Origin of the sequence: Sphingomonas cremea (assembly GCF_021502585.1) — a bacterium.
GTDB lineage: Bacteria > Pseudomonadota > Alphaproteobacteria > Sphingomonadales > Sphingomonadaceae > Sphingomicrobium > Sphingomicrobium cremea.
Window position 1 is genome coordinate 490,808 of sequence record NZ_JAKFGM010000003.1, and the last position, 17,641, is coordinate 508,448.

A 17,641-nucleotide genomic window follows, 5' to 3' on the forward strand; every position below is an offset into this window, starting at 1 on the left:
GTGCGCGGGGGGACGATTTCGATCCTTGCGGCGACGCTGCTCGCCCTGACCGGCACGGCCGAGGCCGGTCGCGAGCCGGTGTTCAAGCAGGTCGACCTTCCGCACAGCTATTATTGGCGTGAACTTTACCTGCCCCAGGTGACGACGGGCCCGTCGAGCGTCGCCTTCATGCCCAGCGGCCGCGAACTGATCTACAGCATGGCGGGATCCTTGTGGCGCCAGGCGATCGGGTCGGGCGAGGCAGTGGAATTGACTCATGCCGTCGGCGCTTATGACTATCAGCCTGACGTCGCCGCCGACGGGCAGAGTTTGGTATTCAGCCGCTACGATGGCAATGCGCTCGAGCTTTGGCGACTGGATCTTGCCAGCGGCCGGGAACAGCAGCTGACGTCGGGCGGCGCGGTCAATGTCGAACCCCGGATTTCGCCCGACGGCAAGCGCATTGCTTGGGTTTCAACCCAGGGCACGGGCCACTTCAACCTGTTCATCGCCGACATCGGGCCCGCTGGCTTGGCCAACGCGCGCCCGTTGCTAGGTGAGCGCAAGAGTGCCATTTCGCGCTATTATTATTCGGCCTTCGACCACGCGATAAACCCGGCATGGACGCCTGACGGTCAGCGCATCACATATGTCAGCAACAATGAAGTTGCCTGGGGCACCGGCGACATCTGGTCGGTATCGGTCATCGATCCCAGCGATCGTCGCAAGCTTCTCAGCGAAGAGACGTCATGGACCGCCCGGCCCGAGCCGTCACCGGACGGTCGACGCATATTGTTCGCCAGTTACCACGGCCGCCAGTGGCGCCAATTGTGGCTGACCACTCCAGAAGGCGCCGCTCCGCTGCCGCTGACCTTCGGCGAATATGATCGCAGCAACGCACGCTGGTCTCCGGACGGCACGCGCATCGCCTACATCAGCAACGAACATGGCAATACCGGCCTGATCGTCCAGGATGTGGTTGGCGGTGCGCAAACGCCAATTGCCGCGCAGCAGCGGCGCTATAAAGTTGCTCAAGCCCGGCTGACGCTGGACATCCGCGACGACCGAGGACTGAGCGTTTCGGCACGGGTGGCGGTTGTTGGCAGTGACAAGCGCGCGGCCGCGCCTGAGTCGGCTTGGATGCAGGCCGACGACGGCTTCGATCGTGCGTTACAGCAGTCCGAAGCGCGCTATTTCGAATGCGCCTCGCCGTGCACGCTGAATGTGCCGGCCGGCGAAACGGCAATCTGGGTGCAGCACGGCTTTCGCTATCTACCTTGGCGCAAGACGGTGAAGTTGGCCGCCGGCGCCGATTTACGACTACCGGTCGCGCTCAAGCCAAACGACCTCCCGGCGTCATTCGGGCGCTGGCGCAGCGCCGACCTCCATGTTCATATGAATTACGGAGGCGCTTACCGCAACACACCATCAAATCTGGCGAAACAGGCGCGAGCCGAGGACCTGGACATCGTCTACAACACGATCGTCAACAAGGAGGAGCGAGTCCCGGATATCGGCTATTTTCGGTCCGATCCTGACCCCGATGGCGGCAATGACGCGCTGATCCTCCAATCGCAGGAATATCATACCAGCTATTGGGGGCATTTGGGGCTGCTCCATCTTTCAGACCACCTGCTGACGCCCGACTTCTCGGCCTATCAGCACACTGCTCTCGCCAGCCCCTATCCCCATAACGGCGTCATCGCCGATCTAGCGCACCAGCAGGGAGCGCTGGTCGGCTATGTGCACCCGTTCGACTGGGAGATCGATCCGGCAAAAGAAAAATCGCTTACCAACGCCCTTCCGGCCGACGTCGCCGCGGGCAAGGTCGACTATATCGAGATCGTTGGTTTCTCAGATCATAAGGCGACCGCAAATGTGTGGTACCGCCTGCTCAACCTGGGCTTTCACCTGCCTGCCGGGGCGGGCACTGATGCCATGGCCAATTATGCGTCGCTACGCGGGCCAGTCGGAATGAATCGCGTGTTCCTCGATACAGGCGGTTCGGCAACCCCTCAGGCGGCGCGCGATGCGCTTAAGGCGGGGCGCAGCTTCGCAACCAATGGCCCGCTGCTTGGACTGGAACTGGATGGAAAGCGGCCCGGAGATAGCCTTGCCCCGAAAGCTCCCGGCAAAATCCCCTACCGGATTGCACTGCGCTCGCCGGTAGCGGTCGATCATCTGGAGTTGGTACGCAACGGGCAGGTTGTGAAAAGCTTCCGCTTGTCGGGCGATCGCCGAACGCTGGATGCGGAAGGCGAGCTGGAAATAGACTCCGGCGGCTGGTTGCTGCTTCGCGCATGGAACGACGGCGCGGACCCGCAAGTGCTCGACATTTACCCTTACGCCACCACCAGCCCGATCTATCTGGACCTGCCGGGCAGCCCAGCGACCGCTTCCGCGGACGCAGCCTATTTCGTAACTTGGCTAGAGCGAGTGATTGGCGAAGCGGCAGCGCGCAACGACTATAATACGCCGCGCGAACGCGAGGAGACGCTAGCCTATTTCCGGCATGCGCTAGATCGCTATCGCGGCCTTGCTCGCGCCGAAAAGGTTGGGGACAAGTGAGACTCCGGACCGCCATGCTGTTTGCGGCGACGCTCGCATCTCCCGCCCTTGCGGAGTCAGCCAACAATCGCTTTGGCCCCGACGACCTGGCGCGGCTCGCTGACGTAACCGAACCCGAAGCATCGCCCGACGGCCGCTGGCTCGCCTACACCGTTACGACGACCAACGTCGATGCCGACGAGAAGCAGTCTGACTTGTGGCGGGTTAATTGGGACGGGAAAGAGCGGAAACCCCTTACGCAGACACCGGACACGAATGAAACGCACCCGCAATGGAGTCCCGACCGCAAGAGCATTGCCTTTCTTTCCGACCGCGTTGGTGACGACGCCAAGACTCAGGTCTGGATCATGGGCATCTCGGGCGGTGCACCGAGCCAAGTCACCGACTTCCCCGAAGGCGTAGAGGATTTCGTCTGGGCGCCGGACGGCCAGCGGCTTGCGATCATTGCGTGGGATCCCGAACGACCCAAGGGCGCGAAAAAGCCCAAGAACCCGCCGCCAATCGTTACCGACCGTTATCAGTTCAAGGAAGACTTCACCGGCTACCTGACTTCGCGCCGGAAGCATCTCTATCTGTTCGATCTCGCCTCAAAAAAGGCAGAGCTGCTGACGCCGGGCAACCATGACGAGCAGCTGCCTTCCTGGTCACCGGACGGCCGCCAGATCGCCTATGTCACTAAACGCGGCAGCGATCCGGACCGGACACTCAACTACGACATCTATCTGATCGCATCCGAAGCCGGAGCGAAGGAGCGGCAGCTGACCCGCTTTCCTGGATCGGATCTCGATCCCTATTGGGAATCGCGGCCAACATGGAGTCCCGACGGCAAGACCATCGCCTATTTGAAGAGTGGCGAGGACAAGTGGATCTACTATGCGCCCTGGCAGCTAGCGCTCGTCGATGTGGCAAGCGGCAAGGAAAGCCTGCCAGCCCCGATCGATCGCAATTTCTATAAGCCCCGCTGGTCGCCAGATGGTCGCTATGTGCTCGCCCTGGTCGAGCAAAATCGGGTGACACAACTGTCGCGGATCAACATCAAGGACGGCACCGTTTCGCCGCTGACCCAGGGGCGGCGCTTCGACATCGACTTTTCAGTCGCGGCCGATGGGAGAATTGCCGTGCTAGGCGGCGACGCTCTGCATCCGCCCGAGCTATCCGCGATCGGGCCTGATGGCCCGCGTGCGCTTACCGATCATAACGATTGGCTCAAGACCAAGCGCCTTGCCCCGATCGAGCACATCGAATTCAATAGCGCGGACGGAACCAGGATCGAAGGCTTCCTGGTCAAGCCGATCGATTACAAGCCGGGGCGGCGCTACCCAACGATCCTGAGGATCCACGGCGGACCGGTTTATCAATTCAGCGATGAATTCATGCCCGACTGGCAAGCCTATGCGGCCAGGGGCTTTGCCATTGTCGCCGCCAATCCGCGCGGCAGCTCCGGCCGCGGGTTCGACTTCGCCCGGGCAATCTACGCCGACTGGGGCAACAAGGACGTCGAGGACGTGTTGGCTGCGGTCGACCATGTTGTCCAACTGGGTGTCGCCGACCCGGCCCGGCTCGGGATTGGCGGACGCAGCTACGGGTCGATCCTGACCAACTATGTCATCGCCCGCGATCAGCGCTTCAAGGCGGCGGTCAGTGGCGCTGGTTCCGCAAACATGCTCGGCATGTATGGCTACGACCAATACACGCGTGAATATGAGTTGGAGCTGGGCACTCCCTGGGCCAATCGCGAAGCCTATGATCGCGCCAGCTATCCGTTCCTCCACGCCGACCTGATATCCACACCGACGCTCTTTTATTGCGAGGAGAAGGATTTCAACGTGCCCTGCCTCGGAACCGAGCAAATGTATCAGGCATTGCGCTCGCGTGGCATTCCAACCCGGCTTGTGATCTACCCGGGCGAGAACCACCCCTTGACCGTGCCAAGCTATTTGCACGACCGCATGCAGCGCCTGCTCGGCTGGTACGACCGTTTCCTCAAGCCGGGCGAACCGCAGGCCGGGACTATCGCGGAAACGACGCCTTGAAACGGACCCTTGAATCAGCGCGGCGGCGCATAGCGGCCGTAGCGTTTGAGCAAGGCAATCAACTCGTCATGGGGAATAGCCTTGGCGTAATGACCTTCGGTCCCCACCATGTCGCGCGCCGCGACCATCGCGTTCACGATCGCTTCCTCAGTCGCTTGAACCGTAGCGGCAAAATAGGGATCCAACCCGTCATTGCCGAGGAATTCCGCTCGCCCCTTCGCAGCTCCGGTCAGCCCATCGCGGTTGGCAGTAGAGAAAGCGATGAAAATGTCGCCCGATCCATTGCCGGCATAGCTGCCCATGCGAGCCAGCCCCATCCCCGCCCGCTTGGCCAGCCGCTTGAGCTGGTGAGGAAGCAAAGGCGCGTCGGTTGCGACCACGATGATGATCGAGCCGGTGTCCGCCGCCTTCGGGTCGGGTTCGCTGTAGACGCGGTCGTTCCGGATGTGCTGGCCGACAGGCACCCCAGCAATGCGCAGGCTGTCGCGCAACCCGTAGTTGGCTTGCACCAATACTCCCACCGTAAAGCTGCTGTTGGTGCCGTCAGCAACCCGCCGCGAAGCGGTGCCGATGCCGCATTTGAATTCATGGCAAATCATGCCGGTGCCGCCGCCGACATTGCCTTCGGCAACCGGGCCACCCTTGGCTCCGGAGAGCGCCTGCTGAACATGTTCGGGACGAACATGGAAGCCGTTGATGTCGTTGAGATGGCCGTCCCAGGTCTCGGCTACTACCGGCAAAGACCACCAGTAACCGCTGGCGTCGGCGCCGCCCTCGCGGACGCGCCAGGCGATTGCGGCGTCCCGAACGACACCAACGCTGTGCGTGTTGGTGAGCAGCACCGGCCCCTCCAACTGCCCGGATTCTTCAAGCCAGGCCGTGCCAGTCATCTCCCCATTGCCGTTCAGCGCAAACCATGCCCCGAATGCGGGCGTATTCAGGCTGTCACGCCCGCGCGGCAGGATGGCGGTGACACCCGTGCGGATCTTGCGACCTTTGGACGGTTCGCCGGCAACATCGCCGATCAGCGTGACCTGGCCGACCGTAACGCCCGCGACGTCCGTGATGGCGTTGAGCGGGCCGGGCGTGCCGTCGAACGGTACGCCGAGATCGCGCGCGCGCGGCGAAGCCTGGGCGCAAACAGAACTAGCCAGCAAGGCCGCGGCAAGAATGGCTTTCATCATGTCGTTGCGCCCCAGCCTCAAGAGTTTGATCAACGTGGGTTAAGCGACGAACAATGTTGAATCCAGCCCGGAAAGACGGACAACTGGTTCAGCCTTGGCTAGCGGTATCGAAATCAGAACTTTGAAGGATAGACAGATATGCCGAGACCCCCTCAATCCAGCGGTACGGCGGGTGACGGGGTGACCCAGCAGCGCCTTCTGGGTTTCTGGACCTGCACGGCCCTTGTGGTCGGCAACACCATCGGCATCGGTATCTTCCTTTTGCCGTCAGTGCTTGCTCCCTTTGGCTTGAACGCCTTGCTTGGCTGGGGCGTGACCGTCGCCGGTTGCCTGGTGCTTGCCCGGGCGTTCGCTCGGTTGGCCACGATCTTTCCCGACGCCGATGGCCCCTATGGCTACATTCGCCGCACTCTCGGGGACCGCCCGGCGTTCCTTGCGATCTGGTGCTACTGGCTGTCGCTGTGGATCACCAACGCAACAATCGCGGTAGGCGTCGTTGGCTATCTCCACGCCGTCGTGCCGGGGCTTGCAACTGTCGCGCCCCCATGGCTGTCAGCACTCAGCCTCCTCTGGCTATTTGTTGCCATCAACCTGCTCGGTGTGCGTGCAAGCGGCCCGGTGCAGATCCTGATGACCACGCTCAAGCTGCTGCCGATGGCGGCCGTCATCATTCTCGGCATTTGGCTGCTCGTCAGCGAACCTACCGCCTATGTGCGCAACTTGCCGGCAACGCCGATCGCGCTGCCGCAGGTGATGGCGGCATCCACGATCGCACTGTTCGCGATGCTCGGTTTTGAGTCCGCCAGCGTACCGGCCGGTCGGGTCCGCGATCCGGGCCGCACGATCCCTCGCGCAACGCTGGCAGGCACAGTGCTCACTGCAGTCATCTATATTACGGTTTCAGCCATTCCGATGCTGCTCATCCCGCAAGCGGAGCTGGCCAAATCAACCGCGCCCTTCGTCGACTTGCTGAACCGGCTGGGGGGCGTCGGAAGCGGTCGTTTATTGGCGCTGTTCGTAGTCATCAGCGGCCTTGGAGCGCTCAACGGCTGGACGCTGTTGGTCGGTGAGCTGACTCGAACCATGGCAGTCAACGGCGTGCTGCCGCCGATCTTCACACGTGAAGACCGTCGGGGTGCGCCGGCGGTAGCACTGGTTGTGACCGGCTTGCTGGCAAGCGCGATGGTGATGATGAATTACAGCAAGTCGCTGGTCCAAGGCTTCGCCTTCCTCAGCACGGTTGTAACCGCGGCGAATCTGCCGCTCTACCTGTGCGCAGCACTGGCGCTGATCGTGCTTAAATTGCGCGGTGAACGCCCTGCTACGCGTGACCTGCTGGTGCTTGGCGTATTGGGCACCGCTTATGCGGTATTTGCCTTCGTCGGCATGGGCAGCGAGCCGTTCCTTTGGGCGCTGGTACTCGGCGCTGTCGGCGTGCCGTTTTACGTGCTCATGCACAAGCGCCGCAGGAAGCTCGCCGCATCATGAGCCGCGATCCGCGCTACGACCTATTGTTCGAGCCGATCCGGCTTGGCCCGGTCGTGGCCCGCAACCGCTTCTTCCAGGTGCCGCATTGCAACGGGATGGGATATGCCATGCCCCAGGCGCACGCTGCGATGCGAGAGGTAAAGGCCGAAGGCGGATGGGCGGTCGTCAGCACCGAGGAATGCGAGATCCACCCGACCGGCGATGTTTCGCCCTATGTCGAAGCGCGCTTGTGGGACGACGCCGACATTCCTGCGCTGTCGCTGATGTGCGACAAGGTTCACGCCCATGGATCCCTAGCAGCGATCGAGCTCGCGCATAACGGCCCGACGGCGTCCAACCTCTATTCGCGCGAAGTGGGGCTGGCGCCGTCGCACCAACCGCAGTCGGCCGGCCATCCGCACCAGGCGCGGATGATGAGCAAGCGCGACATTGCCGACTTTCGAGGCTGGCACCGCGCAGCGGCGCTCCGAGCCAAGCGTGCGGGCTTTGACATCGTTTATGTCTATGCCGCGCATGACCTGTCGCTGCCGATGCATTTCCTGCAGCGGCGACGCAACCAGCGCATCGACGAATATGGCGGATCGCTGGAGAATCGAGTGCGGCTGCTTCGCGAGCTGGTCGAGGATACCAAGGACGCGGTCGGCGATCGCTGCGCAGTGGCGCTCCGCTTCGCCACTGAGGAATTTCTCGGCGACGAGGGCGTGAGCGTGGACGGGGAGGCGCGCGAGATCGTTCAAATGCTGGCCGACCTACCCGACCTTTGGGACGTCAATGTTTCGGCCTGGCACAATGATTCCGCGCCGTCGCGGTACTCCAACGAGGGATCCCAGGAGCCGTTCATCGACTGGGTCAAGAAGGTCACCACCAAGCCAGTCGTCGGTGTGGGTCGATTTACGTCCCCCGACACGATGGCCAGCCAACTGAGCCGTGGAGTGCTCGACATGATCGGGGCCGCTCGCCCTTCGATTGCCGATCCTTTCCTTCCTCGCAAAATCGAGGAGGGCCGGATCGAAGATATTCGCGAGTGCATCGGCTGCAATATCTGCGTCAGCGGCGACCTGACCCATACGCCGATCCGGTGCACGCAAAATCCGACCATGGGCGAGGAATGGCGCAAGGGCTGGCACCCCGAGCGGATCGCGCCCCGTCGAACCGACGAGCGCGTGCTGATCATCGGCGCCGGGCCTGCCGGACTAGAGGCGGCGCGCGCGCTCGGCCAGCGCGGCTATGACGTCCATCTTGCAGAAGCAACCCGAGAGCTTGGTGGCCGGGTAAGCCGCGAGGCGCGCCTTCCCGGCCTGCAGCAATGGGCCAGGGTACGCGATTGGCGCGTGGGGCAGATCGAGCGCATGGCCAACGTCAGCGTGTATCGAGAAAGCTCGATGGGCGCAGACGATGCCATCGAATTCGGTGCCGGCCACGTCGTCGTCGCCACGGGGTGCAACTGGCGCCGGGATGGCTTCGGCCGCAGCAACAGCGCGATCAAGGGATTTGGCGAGTTTCGGGCCTACACTCCCGACGATTTGATGGATGGCGAGATTCCGCCGGGGCCTGTGCTGCTGTTCGACGACGACGGCTATTATTACGGCAGTGTCCTGGCCGAGATGTTGCGAGCGGCTGGACGCGATGTCACGTTCGTCACGCCGGCCGAGAGCCCCGCCCCATGGACCGCCAACACGTTGGAATTTCCACACATCCAGAAGCGCCTGAGGGAGGTTGGGGTCGAGATTGTCGCCGCACACAATCTTGTCGAATTCGATAATGAGCAGGCGACCCTGGTTGACGTCTGGTCGGGGCGGAAGCGCATCATCGACTGCGCCTCGGTGCTGAGCATCACCTCTCGCCTGCCAAATGACGAGCTGTTTCAGAATCTAGCCGCTCGTGAGTCCGAATGGGGTCCCGCCGGGATCAAGTCCGTGCACCTGATTGGCGACGCGCTAGCCCCTGGCGCCATCGTACATGCCATTTATGCAGGCCATCGTGTCGCTCGTGAACTCGACGAAATCGCGACCGGGGCGCCAGCCTTTCGCCGGCCAATCGCCGGCCCAACAACTTGACCCGGTCTCTGCAACCCCTAGCCATTTGACTGGTATTTCGATCGAGGTGCGCTCAACCCGTTACGGTTGTGACGGCATCCGGCTTGACCTGCTTTGACTTTCTATGAGGCTTCCCATTGGCGTCTGCCTTGTAGAGCTGGAGAAAGGAATCGGCTGCGGCGATGGCTGCCCGTTCGATTTCATTCGGATCTCCGGCCTTGATAGCTCCGAGCAATCGCCGTTCGAACATGTCCCATTCGCACATGCCCTTCCACTGCATGGCCGCGATCCAGGGATCAGCTTTTTTCAAAATTCCCTCGTCCATCAACAGCTTGAAGCGGTCGGCCAACCTTTTCCATGCCGGCCCAAGGACATTTTCATAGAAATCCTTGCCGATCGTCGACCCCTCCGGCTGTGTGGAGACTATCCTGATGTTGGCAATTGGCCCCGGCGACAAACGGCGGGTCATATAGGCCCTTCCCAAAGTGATCAGGCCTTCGCGCAAATTCTTGCCGGAAAGGAATTGGTTCATCAGCCGATCGGCTTCCTCCGTCACGTCGTAGACGAGGACCGACTGGAGCAGATCTTCCTTCGATTTGAAGTACCCATACAAAGTCGCCTTTGAACCGCCCAGACGCTCCGAGATCAGCGACATGGAGGTGCGTTCATACCCCAACTCCTGAAACAGCTGCGACGCGATCCCGACGATCTGCCGCCGCTTTTCCTCGGTCCTCACACGCGCCACGCAACTCTCCCTGTAAAATGTAATACAGTACATGGTCGTTCAGTTATGGATTGACAAGCCCGTCACATATAACTAAACCGTACGGTACCGTTATAAATCAAGAAGGAATGGGCCGAGATGATCGACTTGATCATTGCGGCGTCCGCGGTGACGGGCGCCCAAACAGCCATCGGTGAAGTTAGCGGATACCGGCTTTATCAGTCCGAACCCGCTGCGTCCGAGCATAAAGGAAGCCGATCCTGGCTGTTGCCAGAAACGAACCGAGACAGCAGCCAAGGCTGTTTCTCGTTAGTCGAGAAGGCGTTGCCGGGATTTGGCACTCTACGCATCGGTCCACGCTGTTCGTCCAGCGAACGGCCAGTGCCATGGCGCTAGCATGACAGGCATCGACCTGCTCTTTCAGCTGTTCGCACTGCTGCTGGGCTTTTCTGTAGCCGAACTGCTTGCGGGCCTAGCCCGAACCTGGCGCATCCGCGCGGGCGCCACCCGGACGCGGACGGCAACCATTCGTATCGGCTGGTTGGTGCCATTATTGGCTTTGCTGGTGCTGGTCGATCAAACCCATTTCTGGATCACGGCCTATGAATTGCGTCGGTTTTTCGAGTTCGACTACGCCAGCCTGCTGAGCATCCTGGCGATCGTCGGCGGCTATTACGTCATTTCGACCTTCGTATTTCCGGACGATCCCGAGCAGTGGCCGGATTTCGACGACTATTATCTGAAGACCAACCGAACCGTCCTTGCCGGAATGATCGCCATCAACTTCATAACCTTCGCCTATGCGGGCATTACCGCACTTGGCTTTGGCATGAACATCGGCTCCGTGCCCATCATGCGAAGCTGGATGACAATCATTCCTGCACTGCTGTTCTTCCCGCTTCTGGTCACACTTTGGTTTGTCAAATCGAGGCGTGCCAACCTGGTGTTGTTGATCATCATGAACGGCTTGCTGCTGACGGGAGCTGTCGGCCCGGAAATCATCTAGCCGCCCCAAAGCGATCAGTTCCCGCCAAAGGGCATGATTATCCGGAAGGTTGCGTTGTGGGTTGCGCCGTCGCCGTTGAACAGGCCCTGGTAGCCTACCCGAACATTGACCCCGCCGGCCCTTCCGCCAAGACTGATACCGGCGAGCAGGGACCCGCGCTTTTCGCTTGCCGAAACCACTTCGAAGGACCCGTCCCGGTCATCCAGAAAGGCTGCGTCGAACGACGAGCGCCGGTCGCCGAAGAAGTGCAGATAGCCAAGCTCGGCCTGTGGAATCACCGCTCCCAGATCCGCCGCCCACTTGGATCCTATGGCAAGTGTGGTGCGGCTGGACTTCGAACCGTCGACCGACAGGTCGGCAGCGGCAAGACCCGACTCGGTAAAGTCTTTCAACCTGACGCCGCTGTAATCGACGTTGAGGTAAGGCGTCAGCAATGATGCCTTGCCAAGCTGGATGCGATAGCCCGCGTGCAGTCCCAGGGTTGTGAGGCGGACATCGGGGTCGCCTTCCAACTGGCCGGCAAGGTCCGCGCCATATTCGCCCCAATTGACACTCCGCCGTCCGTCACCATCGAACTGGCTGACGGTTGCGATTGCCTTTGCATAATAGGCGCCGGGGTCGAACGACGCATAGGCTCCGAACTGATAACCGTCTGCATTGGTCGACGCCCCGTCATGGTGGTCGACATGGTTAGTGACTTTGCCGATGCTTGCGCCTGCGACGGCATTGTCGCCGATGCGAACGTCCGCGCCAACGATGGCGGCCCAGCGATCGGCATCATAGCCCGGCGCCTCGACATCGCCGTCATTGCGGCGACCGCCAACGTCAAGCTGACCCCAGATATGGAACTTGTCGGTGCGGCAATCGAGCGCAGAACTTGCCCGCTGCGGCATCGCGCATTCCGTGGCCTTGTCGATCAGCTGGCCATAATGAACGCCCAATGCATGGAATGACTGCTGATAGGCGGCGTAGCCTGCCCCTGACAGCTGGTCGAGCGCGCCGCGATATTCATCTTCGTCGAACGTGAATAATTGCGCCACCATATCGCCGAACGGACCGTCGATGTCGGCATCATAAATTGCTTCAATGCCCGATCCGACGGCCTTTTGATTGCGGGTCAGGCCGTTGACGGCGTTGAAGGCAACGCGCGTAAGGCCGAGGTCCACGTTGCCCTGCGTATCATAGACGCAACTTAGCTGGAGCAGGACTGGGTTGCCTTCGATCCCGCAGCTGTCAAACTGACCATTGCGAACATCCGCGTCGATCACATCCTCGAACAGATAATGGTCAGCGTAGAGTCCCGATGCCGATCTCACCAGCAGAGTTCCGTCGAGATTGGCAACAGTGGCCGTAATGCGCGGATAGCTGGCCTCCGGATCCGTGCCGACCGGAAGCTCGAAGATCAGCGTGCCGTCGCTTGCAATGTTCAGCTGCTCGACGAAGGCCGCCGACGGACCATCGCTGCCCGCGCCATCGTGCCGCAGGAACAACGCCCCGCCGCTGCCGATATTCAGCGTTCCCTGACCACAAGCTCCGAGCTGGCATTCAGGGTTGATGATGCCGTCGAACCATGTTTCGCCGCCACCCACGTTGATGATGTCGCCCGCGGCGACGTCGATATTGCCGTAGATCGAACCGTCGCCGACAAGGTTCAGGACGGCCCGGCTGGGCGCCGCAGAAGTATCGATCGCGGTTCCGCGCAGCCAGGTCTCGCCACCGTCATTGCTTTGGCGAACGATGATCGATCCGCCGTCATTGGTAATGACGATGTCTGATGCCGCGTCGAAGCCAATGCCGCCATTATCTGTGACGCGAATGCCGACCGCTTCCGCAAAACCGGCGCTTGCTTCGGCGGAGACGACGATGCTGCCCGAATTGGAGATGCTGAAATCTGCCGAGCCCGCAACGATATCCAAGCCAGTGGCCAGAGCGGTAGCATCAAGCGGCCCGCCAGCGACTGCAGCGACGAGGAAATCGCCCGAATTGTCGATCTCACCTGTCAGGAAACCATCGGCTGAGACGGTCATTCCCTGGGCATGCGCCACCGCAAGGCCAGACGCCGCATCGGCCGATGCCTCGGCAATGACAGAGAACTCGCCGCCATTATCGACCGCAATTTCGAAATCACCGCCTGAAACCTTGAACCCGAGGGCCGACGCGTGGGCGGTAGCCGCGGCGTCGGCCGTAGCCTCGGCGCGAGCACCGACGACGAATTCTCCGTCATTAGAAAGAAACGCTTGCGCGTCCGCCGCAAAGACCGATTGCTCGACGCCGTGCACGACCATGCTGGCGGTCGCAGTTCCGTCATCGGCCTCGGCACTTGCAATGCCAACGATGTCGATCGCCCCGCTGTTGGAGAAGGACACGAGCGCGGAACCCACCGGATTGGTCGCCACGTCGGTCAGTTGGCCGCCTCCGCCGGTCGCAGTGATCTGGATCGTCGTTTCAACCGCGGCGGCGGCCTGGATAAAGGCCGTCAGATTGCCGGAGGCTGTTGCGGACTGCTCCGCCTTGGCCGTCGCACCGAGGCTAATATCGATCGAACCATCATTGGCGAATGAGGCGTTCGCCTCGGTTCCGCGGGCAAACTGATTGACGGCGAATCCAGTGGCTTCGGCACCTGCTGCACTGCCGCCTTCGGCAATTGCTGCCACGGCGACATCCACGGTGCCGCTGTTTTCCATGGCGAGGATCGCCGGTCCGGTCGGGAAGATATTCTGGGTGATCGACGTCAGGCCGCCGCTGGTGGTTCCAAACACATATTGGCTGGAGCCTGCGCCGGCATATTGCGTCACCGCGCCATCGAGGGCTGCGACTGCCGCGGCGCTTCCGGCCGGCGACTCCGCGGATGCGAGCACAGCCAGGTCGATCGAGCCGCTGTTATCCAACGACACCTCAGCGCCGCCGTCGCCAATTGCAGCGGCGGATTGATGGATAGCCGTCGCGAGCACTGCAGTGGCCCAGACGTTCGCGCCAGCAGCGATTGATGCGACATCCATATCAATTGAGCCGCTATTGGTAAGCTCGAGCGTCGCGTCATTGCCGATCACTAGCGCCGACTGGCCAACTTCGTGGGACGCGATCGCCAGTGCCCCAGCGGCTGCATCGCCGCTCGCATCGGCAACGACGGCTAGCGAAATGGAGCCGTCATTGGTCAATTGGAGATTGGCCATGCCAACGCCGCCGTTGGCGTTCGCGAATTGCGCGACGGCGTTATAGAATACCGCGTCGGCATAAGCGCTGTTCGTCGCATTTGCATCGGCATGGGCAATAAATTCGAGCGATCCGCTATTGTCGAAGCTGGCCGACGCATCGCCCGATGTTGCGAAGGCGAACTGGTTGACACCCGGTCCGCCCACCGCGCTGGCGCTTGCGATGACTTCCCCATTCGCCAGCGCGTCGGCAACGACACTGATGCTGCCGCTATTTTCCGCGATCGCGCTGGCATCGCCGTTCATCGCTGCCGCCGACTGGAATATTGCGCCGGTGAAGAACGTACCGCCGACAATCGCGAACGCCTGGGCATTGAGCGCGCTTGCGGTCGCGTTGGCGATCATCTCCAGTTCGCCGCTGTTGCTGATTTCGGCGACGGCGTCGCCGATGCCGGCATGAGCAGTTGCCTGGAGGCCATCGATCGCAATGGCGACCGCAAGGGCATTTGTTCCCGCGTTCGCGTGCGCGTTGGCGCCGAGCATCACTGAGCCACTGTTGGCGATCGAGGCGGTGGCGTCGCCGACACCTGCTCCGATTGCGGATGCGTCCATCCCCGCAACGGCAATGCCCGTCGCATGGGCGGTATAGCCACCGGTTGCCTCTGCGGCGCCGACGAGCGTCAACTCTCCGTCATTAGTCAAACTGACCGCAGCCGAGCCATCGAATGCGACATGGGCGCTGCCAACGAGCCCGGAAACGGCGGTCGCCAACGCCTGGGCCAATCCGCTTCCGGTGGCGTGCGCCACGGCCGTGATATCGATCGTCCCGTCATTCGCCAGATCGACGTCCGCAACTCCAGAAATTCCAGTAGCCGAAACGGCGGCATTGATGCCGAGGACATAGGCCTGGGCGCTTGCGACATCGGTAACATCGCCGCCGGCCGCGAGTGCCTCGGCATCCGCTACCAGATTGATCGATCCGCTATTGGTGATCGAGGCTGAGCCGCCCTCCCCGGCAATGACCAGTTGGCCGATCGCACTCCGAACCCCGGCAAGTGCCAAGGCGGTCGATCCGGCTGCGGCATCGGCAATCGCGGCGACCAGGATAGTCCCGCTATTATCGATACTGGCCGAAGCCGTTCCTGACGCCGACCCAAGTGCAATCTGTTGAATGGCCCCCGATGCCGTTCCTGATGCCAGGGCGAAGTCACCCGCGGACGCATCGACTTCAGCCAGCAGCTGAAAGCTTCCGCTATTTTCGAAGTGAACGAGTGCCTGTGCGCCCTGTGCCAGTTGGCCCAGTCCATGCGCAGCGGCAAAAGCTATGGCCATGTCGAATGCGCCGGTATCCTCGGCAACTGCACTGCCAATAGCTCGAATGTCCATTGTACCGGCGTTGGCGACATGAGCGCTCGCTACTTCGTCGGCCTGCACATTCTGGGCTGCTCCGAATGCGGTCGCATTGACGAATGCTCCTGACTCTCCGAACGCCACCGCCGAGGCCAAGACGGCAAGTGTCCCGCCGTTGTCGAACTGGACATCGGCCAGGGCGGTGCCCTGCGCTCCCTGTTGCACCCCGATCGCCGCTGCACCACCGAACGCCGCGTGACCACTGCTTGAAAGAGAACCGATGGAAATGATTGAGCCGCTGTTGTCGATGCTAGCCGACGCTTCGGTTCCAGCCGCGGATTGGCCAATGGCCGACGCGGTCGCGCCCCCGAACGCGATCGCGTCACCATGGGTATCGACGTTCGCGACAACGGTTAGCGATCCGATGTTGTCGAACGAGGCGACGGCCGAGCCAATCGCAGTCGCACCGCCGGTATAAGTCGACGGCGTGGTCGTGCCATTGGCGAAGACGATCGTCGCATGGCTGGCGTAAGCGGTTGCAAATTGATCGATGCCAGTGGCGATGGCGACGGCATTGGACACGTTGCCGGAATCGACTGTTACGTCCGCGGAAACGGTGAAATTGCCGCTGTTTTCGATGCTCGCAGAAGCGCCGTCGCCATTGGCATATTGGTCGAACCCGTCGACGAAGGCCACGCCAAGGCCTTCCGCCATCGAGCTCGTTCCAAGTGCAACTACGTCGACTTGGCCGGCGACAGCGACGTCACCAGAGTTGACGAACGAGGCGACGGCGGGCCCTACCGGCGTCGAGCTGATCTGGTAAGTCAGTACGCCACCCTGGTCGATGGTCTCGACCGTCGAAAAGTCGAAGGCGGTCGCGGCCTGGGAAATGCCCGATACGAACACGACGCCGCGTGGCGTGCCGCTGCTCTCTACATCCACGCTCGCGGAGATTGCGATCGAACCGCTGTTGTCGATGATCGCACTGGCGTCCGATCCCGATACGAACTGCCCCACGCCAAGCACCGCGCCGGTTGCTGCGGCGTCGCTGCCGCCCAAAGCAGCGGCGTTCACATCGACGGCGATACTTCCAGTATTCGACAAGGTGGCGGATGACGGGCCCGAAGGCGTGTTGCTGGTAACGCCAATCAGAAGTCCGCCGGACGTAAGAGTGCTGGCGAATTGCTGGGTCCGCGCATCCGCGAACTGCACAATTCCTGCGGCCGATGCCGAAGCGACGGCGATGCCGTTCCCGGCCACGGCTGACGCGCTCGCCTCAACTTGCATTGAACCGCTGTTGGATAGGTCGGCGGCGGCCGATTCCTGGCCATTGGCTTCCTGGTAAACGCCCACCCCGATGAAGGCTGAAGCTGCTGCATCGCCCAAGTCTGCCCCGGCGACTGCTTCGGCTGCGATCGCTAGCTCCCCATCGTTCTCGAACAAGTTGGCGGCGACGCCATCTATTCCGATCGATGTAGCAATTTGTGAAATGCCGGCGCCAATCCCCGCAAAAGCGACCGCGGAACCGGTTGTCGCGATCGCATTCGCACTGGCGAGAACATCGACTATCCCTCCAATCGCAATTTCGTTTTGCGCTGCGTCCTCGGCCGCGGCGACCTGCCACAGCCCGATTTGTATCACTCCGGCGGCAGTAGCGGCGGCGCCTTCGGCATGCGCCTGCGCGCCGATCGAAAGGCTGCCATCGACAATGATATTATTGGCTGCCGACTGGCTGCCATGGGCATATTGGAAAACAGCACCCGGGAACGCGCAGGTGGCGCTTTCCGCACAGCTGACAATGGCTTCGGCAAGGGCATTGCCGCCGGCATTGATGTCCGTCTCGTTAGCTCCGGAATTAGGAGGCGGCTCGCCCTCCCCGACTTCGAAAAGATTGATGGCGATCACATCCTCGGCATGTTGCCACACCCCGGGAATATTTGCCGCCTCGGCGCTCGCCGGATCGAGGACTCCCAGAACCAGCAGCGACGCGCCGGCAGCAAGGAGCCGAGCATTCGACCGTGCCTGAGATCTGTTGCACTCGCCGGTAGTAAGGTTGGCAGCTGCGGAACCGGAACAGGCAGGCATATGGTGGCGCATCAATTTCCCCGTTGATCGAATTTG

8 protein-coding genes are annotated in these 17,641 nt (G+C 61.7%); 5 read left to right on the forward strand and 3 right to left on the reverse strand.

Translation table 11 applies throughout. From position 1 onward, the window contains the following. Both LVY65_RS13400 and LVY65_RS12720 read left to right on the forward strand, forming a co-directional pair. Positions 1 to 2,547 (forward strand): CehA/McbA family metallohydrolase, encoded by a 2,547-nt coding sequence (locus LVY65_RS13400; RefSeq protein WP_235068624.1) that lies wholly within the window; start codon positions 1 to 3, stop codon positions 2,545 to 2,547. After that, entirely contained in the window at positions 2,544 to 4,580 is a 2,037-nt protein-coding gene (locus tag LVY65_RS12720; RefSeq protein ID WP_235068625.1) for a S9 family peptidase, read from the forward strand. Before LVY65_RS13400 ends, LVY65_RS12720 begins: the two co-directional genes overlap by 4 nt. Positions 4,581 to 4,594: 14 nt before the next feature. Here LVY65_RS12720 and LVY65_RS12725 read toward each other — a convergent pair whose 3' ends face one another. Further along, entirely contained in the window at positions 4,595 to 5,764 is a 1,170-nt protein-coding gene (locus LVY65_RS12725; protein WP_235068626.1) for a DmpA family aminopeptidase, read from the reverse strand. Positions 5,765 to 5,902: 138 nt separating this feature from the next. Here LVY65_RS12725 and LVY65_RS12730 point away from each other — a divergent pair, with 138 nt between their 5' ends. Together LVY65_RS12730 and LVY65_RS12735 are read left to right on the forward strand one after the other, a co-directional pair. After that, a complete protein-coding gene (locus LVY65_RS12730) occupies positions 5,903 to 7,252 on the forward strand; it encodes an APC family permease (protein ID WP_235068627.1) in 1,350 nt (449 codons plus the stop codon). After that, positions 7,249 to 9,309, forward strand: a complete 2,061-nt coding sequence (locus LVY65_RS12735; RefSeq protein WP_235068628.1) for an oxidoreductase — start codon at positions 7,249 to 7,251, stop codon at positions 9,307 to 9,309. Before LVY65_RS12730 ends, LVY65_RS12735 begins: the two co-directional genes overlap by 4 nt. A gap of 52 nt (positions 9,310 to 9,361) precedes the next feature. Here LVY65_RS12735 and LVY65_RS12740 read toward each other — a convergent pair whose 3' ends face one another. Beyond that, entirely contained in the window at positions 9,362 to 10,033 is a 672-nt protein-coding gene (locus tag LVY65_RS12740) for a TetR/AcrR family transcriptional regulator (protein ID WP_235068629.1), read from the reverse strand. Positions 10,034 to 10,409: 376 nt separating this feature from the next. Here LVY65_RS12740 and LVY65_RS12745 point away from each other — a divergent pair, with 376 nt between their 5' ends. Next, positions 10,410 to 11,018, forward strand: a complete 609-nt coding sequence (locus LVY65_RS12745; RefSeq protein ID WP_235068630.1) for a hypothetical protein — start codon at positions 10,410 to 10,412, stop codon at positions 11,016 to 11,018. Positions 11,019 to 11,032: 14 nt separating this feature from the next. On the opposite strand, the gene LVY65_RS12750 is transcribed toward LVY65_RS12745, so the two are convergent. Continuing rightward, the gene (locus tag LVY65_RS12750) at positions 11,033 to 17,617 is read right to left on the reverse strand and encodes an autotransporter domain-containing protein (RefSeq protein ID WP_235068631.1); all 6,585 of its coding nucleotides are present in this window, start codon (positions 17,615 to 17,617) and stop codon (positions 11,033 to 11,035) included. Positions 17,618 to 17,641: the final 24 nt, after the last annotated feature.